The sequence below is a fragment of the Aeromonas sp. QDB23 genome, assembly GCF_027707745.1.
Taxonomy (GTDB): domain Bacteria; phylum Pseudomonadota; class Gammaproteobacteria; order Enterobacterales; family Aeromonadaceae; genus Aeromonas; species Aeromonas allosaccharophila.
The window spans coordinates 1-8,361 of sequence record NZ_JAPCJA010000087.1; the positions used below are offsets into that span (position 1 = coordinate 1).

General features: G+C 53.4%; 5 protein-coding genes. All 5 read right to left on the minus strand.

Translation table 11 applies throughout. The annotated features are described in order from the left end of the window. Nucleotides 1-44: 44 nt before the first annotated feature. Nucleotides 45-722, minus strand: a complete 678-nt coding sequence (locus PG888_RS21700) for a hypothetical protein (protein WP_270816005.1) — start codon at nucleotides 720-722, stop codon at nucleotides 45-47. A 339-nt stretch (nucleotides 723-1,061) separates the two neighbouring features. Beyond that, the gene (locus PG888_RS21705; RefSeq protein ID WP_270816007.1) at nucleotides 1,062-4,217 is read right to left on the minus strand and encodes a type I restriction endonuclease subunit R; all 3,156 of its coding nucleotides are present in this window, start codon (nucleotides 4,215-4,217) and stop codon (nucleotides 1,062-1,064) included. 33 nt (nucleotides 4,218-4,250) lie between these two features. After that, complete coding sequence (locus PG888_RS21710) at nucleotides 4,251-4,751, minus strand: DUF1643 domain-containing protein (protein ID WP_270816009.1); 501 nt, start codon at nucleotides 4,749-4,751, stop codon at nucleotides 4,251-4,253. After that, complete coding sequence (locus tag PG888_RS21715) at nucleotides 4,748-6,067, minus strand: restriction endonuclease subunit S (protein WP_270816011.1); 1,320 nt, start codon at nucleotides 6,065-6,067, stop codon at nucleotides 4,748-4,750. Before PG888_RS21715 ends, PG888_RS21710 begins: the two co-directional genes overlap by 4 nt. After that, entirely contained in the window at nucleotides 6,064-8,037 is a 1,974-nt protein-coding gene (locus PG888_RS21720; RefSeq protein WP_270816013.1) for a type I restriction-modification system subunit M, read from the minus strand. The genes PG888_RS21715 and PG888_RS21720 overlap by 4 nt, the downstream gene beginning before the upstream one ends. Nucleotides 8,038-8,361: the final 324 nt, after the last annotated feature.

Below are 8,361 nucleotides of genomic sequence, written 5' to 3' on the forward strand. Positions count from 1 at the left end.
AGAGCCGGCTGGAATGACGACTATCGGGCTCAGTTATTCTTTGGTTAAAATATCAACAAAGTGTGCTCCCGCCCTGCTGTGGGGGTGACACTGATTAGTCTTGGGGTGTTAAATAAATCAATGACCTTATCTCTGGTTTTTTTGCTTTTAGCTAAGCCTTTGAAATGAGAAATATCATGACTGAGATGTTCTCTGATGTTGTCAATGTCAGTGTCGCTAAGAAACTTACCTTTCTGAAACTCAGAGAACAGGTCTCTGTGTTTATTTTCTTCCCATTGAAGAAACCACTTTAATGCACCTAGGCGATTTGAAATGGTATTCACCGACAAGCTGCTACGAAGTTTTGTTGTCACCCAGAGGGTTGCAAGAAAATGAGGCATACCATCATTGCCCATTAAGACTGGATAACGTTCACCATTTGCAAAAATCAATCTATCTAGCTTGTACACTGTGCATCCTAATCTTACATTTTCCTCATACATAAAGTTATAGTGCTGAAAATCGCGATGGCAAGTGAAATGCAAAAATAAAAAAACCCAGCATTTCTGCTGGGTTGCTTTGCACTCAAGATGGTGAAAGTGATTTATTCTTACACTTTCATCTTTTACAAGATCTAAAAAGGAAGGGCAGGAACTTTTCAGTGTAACTGCCACTGTGTGTGTGAGTTGGTTGAGTGCAAGCCAAGTAACCACAGGTTCTATCCACCTTGCTATCTCACCCATATGCTCTTAAATCGCATTAAACCTATCATTAATGCAGTTCGTGTAAACATCTTATGCATTTACGATAAAAAAGTTTACACAACTTGTCGAACGTCTTCCTCTGCTTATAGAGGTCATACTACGGAAGGTGAGAACAAGTACCCTCCACAACAAAACTGAAAATTTTAGTCGATTTAATTCAAATGCTTACAAAGGCGTATTTTTGTACTTGGTGACTTATTCGCACCTTCCCAAGGCACAGGTAGATTTAACTCGTCTTATGGAAAATCACTACCTGGCGCCCTACCAAGGCAACAGATGATAAAAACCACCCTTTCTTCGGGTGGTTTTTTATTTCTGCTATTTGGCGGCGTTATCTCGCCAACCCCCAATCCCTTTGAGCAGCAGATCCAGCAACAGGTGTTGCAGGGCTACGGCTTTCTCTGGGGCGGAGAGGTAATCCAGCGACATGCCTTGCTGGGTGTCCATGCGTGCGATCACCGCTTCATCCACGGCCTTGGGGTAGTCACCCAGCATGATTGCGTCGCGATCATTGTTGTTGACCTGCTCCATCAGTGTCGTGTTTTCACTCAGCTTACTGGCCATGCCGTGCAGCCAGTCGAGCTTGTCGCCCTCTGTTACTTCGACACCGAACAGGTCATTCATCCGCGCCAGCAGTTCCGAGATGAAGTCTTTCTTCTCCTCCTTCGGTGCGGCACTGCCCAGAGCCGAGATGCCCTGCAAACCATAGCCTTCGGCATCCTCCTTGAGCTTCAGATCCTGGGTGCGCTTGGCCTTGAGGTTGTAGTGGGTGAGCATCACGGCGGAGAGGTCGATCTCGTCCTCTTCGAGGATCTCCTGACGCAATAGCGGCAACAGATGGCGGGCAAAGACACACAGCCGCTCCATCTCATAGTCATCAAAGGCGGTGATCTGCGAGACAAACTCGTAGAAGCGCACATAGCCGTTGAGGTCTTTCTTGAAGATATCGAGCTCGGAGCGGGCTTCGCCCGCTTCTTTGAGGCGCCGTTCGGCATTGGCCTTGTCGGTGGCCGAGCCGCCTTGTTCAACCAGTTTCAACATGCGCCGACATTCGCGGATGGTCTCGGTGGTGAAGCCATAGCGTTTGCTGAAGCGGTCGACTGCCGGTTTGATATAACCCAGCATGGCTTCCTGACCCCGTTTCGGGTCGAAATAGGCATCGGTAAAGGCCACCACCTCATTCCAGGTGAAGATGCCGGTGCTCTTGAGCTTGTGGAACAGGTCATAGACCAGATTGGGATCCGAGACGGTTTCCAGCTCTGCCGTCTCGTAATACTTCTGGAACTCCTCCAGCACATCCTGCGGATCGTTGACAAAATCCAGCACGAAGGTGGAGGTCTTGCCCGGACACGTCCGGTTCAGGCGCGAGAGGGTCTGGATGCAGTCCACGCCCGTCAGCTTCTTGTCCACATACATGGCGCACAGCTTGGGCTGGTCGAAGCCGGTCTGGAACTTGTTGGCAACCAGCATCACCTGATAATCCTGGGTGTCGAACGCCTTGCGCATATCGCGCCCGTTCAGCTCAGGGTTCATGTTGCGCTCATTGAAGCTCTGTCCGTCGTTCTCAATCTCTCCCGAGAAGGCCACCATGGCACGGATGCCCCGGTATTTTTGCTCCTGCACATACTTGTCGAACGCCAGCTTGTAGCGCACCGCTTCCATCCGGCTGCTGGTGACCACCATCGCCTTGGCTTGTCCTGCCAGCAACGGCGCCACGTTCTGGCGGAAGTGTTCGATGATCACCTGCACCTTCTGGCCTATGTTGTGCGGATGCAGCCGCACCCATTGCGAGAGCTTGCGCTTGGCCCGTTTGCTGTCGACTTCCTTGTCGGCCTCTTCGCTGTCCATCGCCAGCTTGTAGGCCAGCCGATAACTGGTGTAGTTCTTTAGCACATCAAGAATAAAGCCCTCTTCGATGGCCTGGCGCATGGTGTAGACGTGGAACGGCTCCGGCTTGTTGTCATCGCTGCTCGGCATGTTCGGCTTAGGCCTGCGACCGAACAGCTCCAGCGTCTTGGCCTTGGGTGTCGCGGTAAAGGCGAAGTAGCTGATATTGGCGCTACCAGCACGGGCGGCCAGGGTCAGGTTGATAACATCTTCGGTCGAGAGCTCCTCCTCGTCATCCAGCTGCTCGGCCATCAGCACTTCGCGCAACTGGCGGGCTGTCTTGCCGGTCTGGCTGGAGTGGGCTTCGTCGGCCACCACGGCAAAGCGGCACCCCTTCAGGGTGGTGGTTTCCTGGATGGCCTTGAGCACAAACGGGAAGGTCTGGATGGTGACGATAATGATCGGCGTGCCCAAGGAGAGGGCGCCAGCCAGCTGGGCCGATTTGCTGCCGTCACCCTCTTCGCGATTGATGCGGGAGATAACGCCATCGGCATGTTCAAACTGGGCAATGGTTTCCTGCAACTGGCTATCTAGCACGGTGCGGTCGGTAATGACGATCACCGAATCAAACTGCTTCTGGCCACCTTGTCGCAACGAGGCAAGCTGATGGGTCAGCCAGGCGATGGAGTTGGATTTGCCGGAGCCAGCGGAGTGCTGGATCAGATACTTCTGGCCACTGCCTTCCTGGCGCACGGCAGCCAGCAGGCTCTCGACCACATTCCACTGGTGATAACGGGGGAAGATCAGGCTCTCTTTCTTCTTGATGCGCCCCAGATCGTCCTCTTCATGCTGCACATGCAAATGTATGTAGCGGGCGAGGATTTTCAGCAAGGCTTCCGGTTGCAATATTTCCTGCCACAGATATTCGGTGCCATAGCCGGTTTCAGGCTGATCATTCCCGGCACCGCCGTCACAGGTGCCGCGGTTAAAGGGCAGAAAGTAGGTGCTTTTGCCTGCGAGCTTGGTGGTCATCGCCACCTCGAACTGGTTGACCGCAAAATGGACCAGGGCCCCGCGCCGGAATGCCAGCAGCGGCTCCACCTTGCCAGCTGTTTTCAGCGGCCTGTCCTTGCGGTACTGCTGTTTGGCATTTTCCAGGCTCTGCTTGAAGCAGGATTTCAGCTCCAGCGTGGCAATCGGCAGGCCGTTTAAAAACAGCGTCAAATCGAGCCGTCCATCGTAGCCGTGGGGGCTATAGATGAGCTCGGGCACTACCCGCAGACGATTCATGGTATAGCGGGCCGTCAGCTCGGGGTTGAGATCATGATCCGGCTTGAAGGTCGCCACACTCAGGCGGTGGCCGCGATCCTCAATCTGGTTGCGCAGCAGCCACAGAGTGCCACGCTCAGGGCTTTCCAGCGCCCGCACGGTAGCATTGAGCAGATGGCGATCCGGCTCCTCGCCATAGGTCTTGCAGAACTTGGCCCAGCCCTCGGGCTGGCTCTGTTGCACATAGGCGAGCAGATCCTCGGGGTAGAGCGCCCGCTCGCGGTCGTAATGAGCTGACTGCCCAACCAGCCAGCCCGAAGCGGCCAACTGCTCAATGATATGGTCTTGAAACGCCTTTTCCCGAGCTTTGTTATCCATTGTTCTTCCACATCCGTTCTATCGAGAACATGCCTAGATTGCCCACCTCAATGGGGTCAGGGTACTGTTGAGATACAGTGGGTGAGTAGGCTCACCCGATTGATTCAGTTGCAGATAATGAAGTTCAGACAGCAGGGCACGAATGTGGGATGAACGCCGTAAAAACGCCCCATGGTTGCCCCATGCTGCCACTACCACGCCAGCGTATTTGGCTAATTCGATCAGCCACTCATCATTGGCCACACCGACTGGGTCCGTAGCCGCTTTCATTTGGCTAGGGTCGGTCGCCCGATAGGCGAACAGGTTAGCCATCACCAAGCCGCCGTAACCCCAGCGTTTGGCAAAATCAATACAACGCCGAATGGTGGGATCATCCAGTGTCTCATCTGCCGTGGACGGGTTCAGGCCAATAAACAGGGCGTAAGGCTTGTCAGACGCCCAGACCCGACTAAGCGCGTAGCGATAAGTGCGGCAAGGGGAAAGCACCGCATGGCGAGAACGAGCAGGATAGTCCAGTTCAGCCAGCAAGCTCATGCCGCCACCTCGCTCTTGGGTGGTTGCCAGCCACGCAGATCAATTTTTCCAGTCACGGCGGCGGAAATCAGGGCGATGCGGCGCTCTTGGATGAACTGTATTGCCTTATTCGCTGTTGCTATCAACAGATCTAGTTTTTCGATTTTACAAACAATCGTCGAAATAATTTCTTTTTGCTCTTCTATCGGTGGGATAGGAATACGACATTCGCCCAAGGCATCCCTATTTATTTTTGGCATGGCGACTCGATCAGCTTGATTAACAGCAAATCGAGTAAAACAGTCTGATAGCAAAAACCAGACAAGGAAATCATTTGCTAATGCTTTGCACCCATTTATTGGGTACATGTCAGCACTACAGATTACATCATCCTTAGGGCTAATACAGGCTTTTGCTAATGCAGGACGTATTTTGCTATATATAACCTCGCCTTTTTTACATAGATATTTCCCACTGTCGGCGCCTTGTTCTTCAGCTGTTTGTAATTCAAGTAAACGACCTGTTCCACTTTCAATATGATTTGGAGCTATCAGTATATAGTCTTTATATGGCTTAACCGTTGGATCCACCTGACCATTGCGAATGTTGGCACAATGGTTAAATTTCATTACATCCCAATGCTCCGGCACTTCCCCAAGCCATTCTACGCCGGAGTCTTTCATCGGGGCATTGGGGTTTAACCCCTTGGTGACAGCATGGGAGATCACCGCCTGACGCTTTTCTTTCAGCAATTCAATCAATTGCTGCTGCTTGGCGATCAGCTGATCGATACGGGCCGTTTCGTAGTCGAGGAAGGCGGCGATGGTGCGTTGTTCTTCGATATTGGGTATGGGTATGTTTATATTTTTCATCTCTGAATAGTTTGTACTCCAGAGATCGGCAACTATGCCTTTACCAAAGCGATAGAATTCTTCCTGGAAGGGGTAACTTCTCAATAAGTGATGCACAAACTGTGGTTCAATTGATCTAAGTTCCAATACAATGCTTATTAATGATACTGAACCATCTAAATTAGATATACCTGACGAACCTTTTCTATCAGAGCGACTGTTGATTACAAAATCATCTTTTCGAACCAGCTTTCTATTATCACCAGCATCTGACTTTGCTGCCGTATCTAGTTGCGGAACAATTCCATTCTTAGTCACAGACAATGGAAGATATTCTTTATCACTACATTTTTCACGACGCTCGAACAAATACTGTCCAAGTCGCTTAACTTGCCATGCTGCTGGTAACTCACCCAACCACTCCACGCCTGAATCTTTATATTCAGGATAAGGCTGATACTTCCCCAACTGATTTACGGCACTCATGAATGCACCTCGGCCAGCAGTTGCATAATCTCCTTGGCGACCGCATCCAGATCGGCATCAATCTCGGCCAGCGGGCGCGGCGGCTGGTATTGGTAGAAGTGGCGGTTAAATGGAATTTCGTAACCGACTATGCCCACCTGGCCATCCAGCGGATCGGTCTTGCTGACATCAATCCAGGCATCGGGCACATGGGGCCGCACCTCACGCTCAAGATAGGCGTGAATATCTTCACCCAGCGGCACGTTTTCGTAATCGCGCAGCTCGGAGCTGGCCTCCGGCTCGCCCTTGCTTATACAGACCTTGGCAGCATCATCCTGCTCACCAAGCTGATTGATGAGCAGCTTGAAGGCCGGGGCGGGCAGCTTGGTATCAGCGAGCGCTTTGTTAAGCTGCTTTTTAAACTGCTCGCGGCACAGCAGCTGTTCCGGCAGTTGTGGCAGCGCGGCGAGAATGGCCGCTTGCAGACAGGCGTCGAGCTTCTCCCACCCCTTGTCGGCTTGCAGGGCCGCCAGACGCTCGGCATCCTGCGGATAGAAGGCCAGCTTCAATGGCCGCTCCACCGTGATGCGGCGATAGCCAAAGGCCGAGGTCGGGAAGATCTTGGCTATGGGGCTGGCTTCATAGCGGCTATAAAGGGCGACGATCTGGTTGATGGCCTCATCGCTTAACTGTTTGCGCTTGGAGCCCAAGGATTTCCGCATTGGGGTGTGCAAGTCGCTGGCATTGATGAGCAGCACCTTGCCCTTGCGCTCGGCAGGCTTATGGTTGGAGAGCACCCAGATATAGGTGGCAATGCCGGTGTTGTAGAACATGTCGGTGGGCAGGGCGACCAGGGCATCGAGCAGATCGTTTTCCAGCACATAGCGGCGGATCTCGCTCTCGCCACTGCCCGCGCCGCCGGTAAACAGCGGCGAGCCGTTCAAGATAATGCCGATGCGGGAGCCTTCGCTGTTGGCACTGGCCGGGCGCATCTTGGCGATCAGGTGCAGCAGAAACAGCAAGGAGCCATCAGAGACGCGCGGCAGGCCGGGCCCGAAGCGGCCATCAAAGCCCTTGCGCTGATGTTCATCACTGACCTGCTTTTCCACCTTCTTCCAGTCCACGCCGAAGGGCGGGTTGGAGAGGCAGTAGTCGAACCGCTCGAACGGCAACTGGTCGTCGCTTAAGGTGTTCCCCAGCTTGATATGGCTGATGTCCTGCCCCTTGATCAGCATGTCGGCCTTACAGATGGCGTAGGACTCGGGGTTGAGCTCCTGACCGAAGGTGGCCAGACGGGCCGCCGGATTGAGCTCATGCAGGTACTCCATGCCGCAGGAGAGAAAGCCGCCGGTGCCAGCGGTGGGGTCATAGATAGAGCGCACCACGCCGGGCTTAGTCAGCGCCTCGTTATCGCTGGCAAACACCAGCGAGGTGGTGAGCCGCACGATATCGCGCGGGGTAAAGTGCTCCCCGGCGGTCTCGTTCGAGCTTTCGGCGAAGCGGCGGATCAGCTCTTCGAACACCAGTCCCATGTCGTAGTTATCGACCGCCTCAGGCGAGAGATCGACATTGGCAAAGGAACGCACCACCTTGTAGAGCAGGTTGGCATCTTCGAGCAGGCCGATACTGGCCTCGAAGTTGAAATGCTCGAACACCTCGCGGGCATCGGTCGAGAAGGCGCGCACATAGGCATCCAGGTTATCGCCAATATGGTTTTCACCCAGCGAATCGAGCGTCAGCTTGGAGGTGTTATAGAAACTCTGGCCAGCGGCGCTGAGCAGCAGCTTGTCGCGAGCAACCTCGGGCAGCGCCTTGGTGCTCTCGACGGCAACGAGCACCTTCTGCTTGTTGGCTTCCAGCACGCATTCGAGGCGGCGCAATACGGTAAAGGGAAGAATAATGCGCCCGTACTGGGACTGTTTGAAATCACCGCGCAGCAGATCGGCAACCGACCAGATCAGGCTGGCAAGAGAGGCAATATTAGTTTTCATACGATTCCTTATTACCGCCGGTCAAGGCCGGAGGGGCTGAGCCAAGTGCGTCTGAGCTTACCATAGCGAGCCCCGCTTGCGGGCAGATAGGCAAGCAAGATCAGAGCATTAGCTCATAGTTTACGGAGGTTATGCGGACGAAACACCCCTGAACGGAAACCCATGTCGCGTTTTCAGGCAGATGGGGCGATAACGCCATGGCGTAACTGCTGCCCCTTGGCATTGTCTAGCGCCCGTGACGAGCTAGGGAAGGTGCGAACAAGTCCCTGATATGAGATCATGTTTGTCATCTGGAGCCATGAAAAAGGGTTCATCATGAGTCAT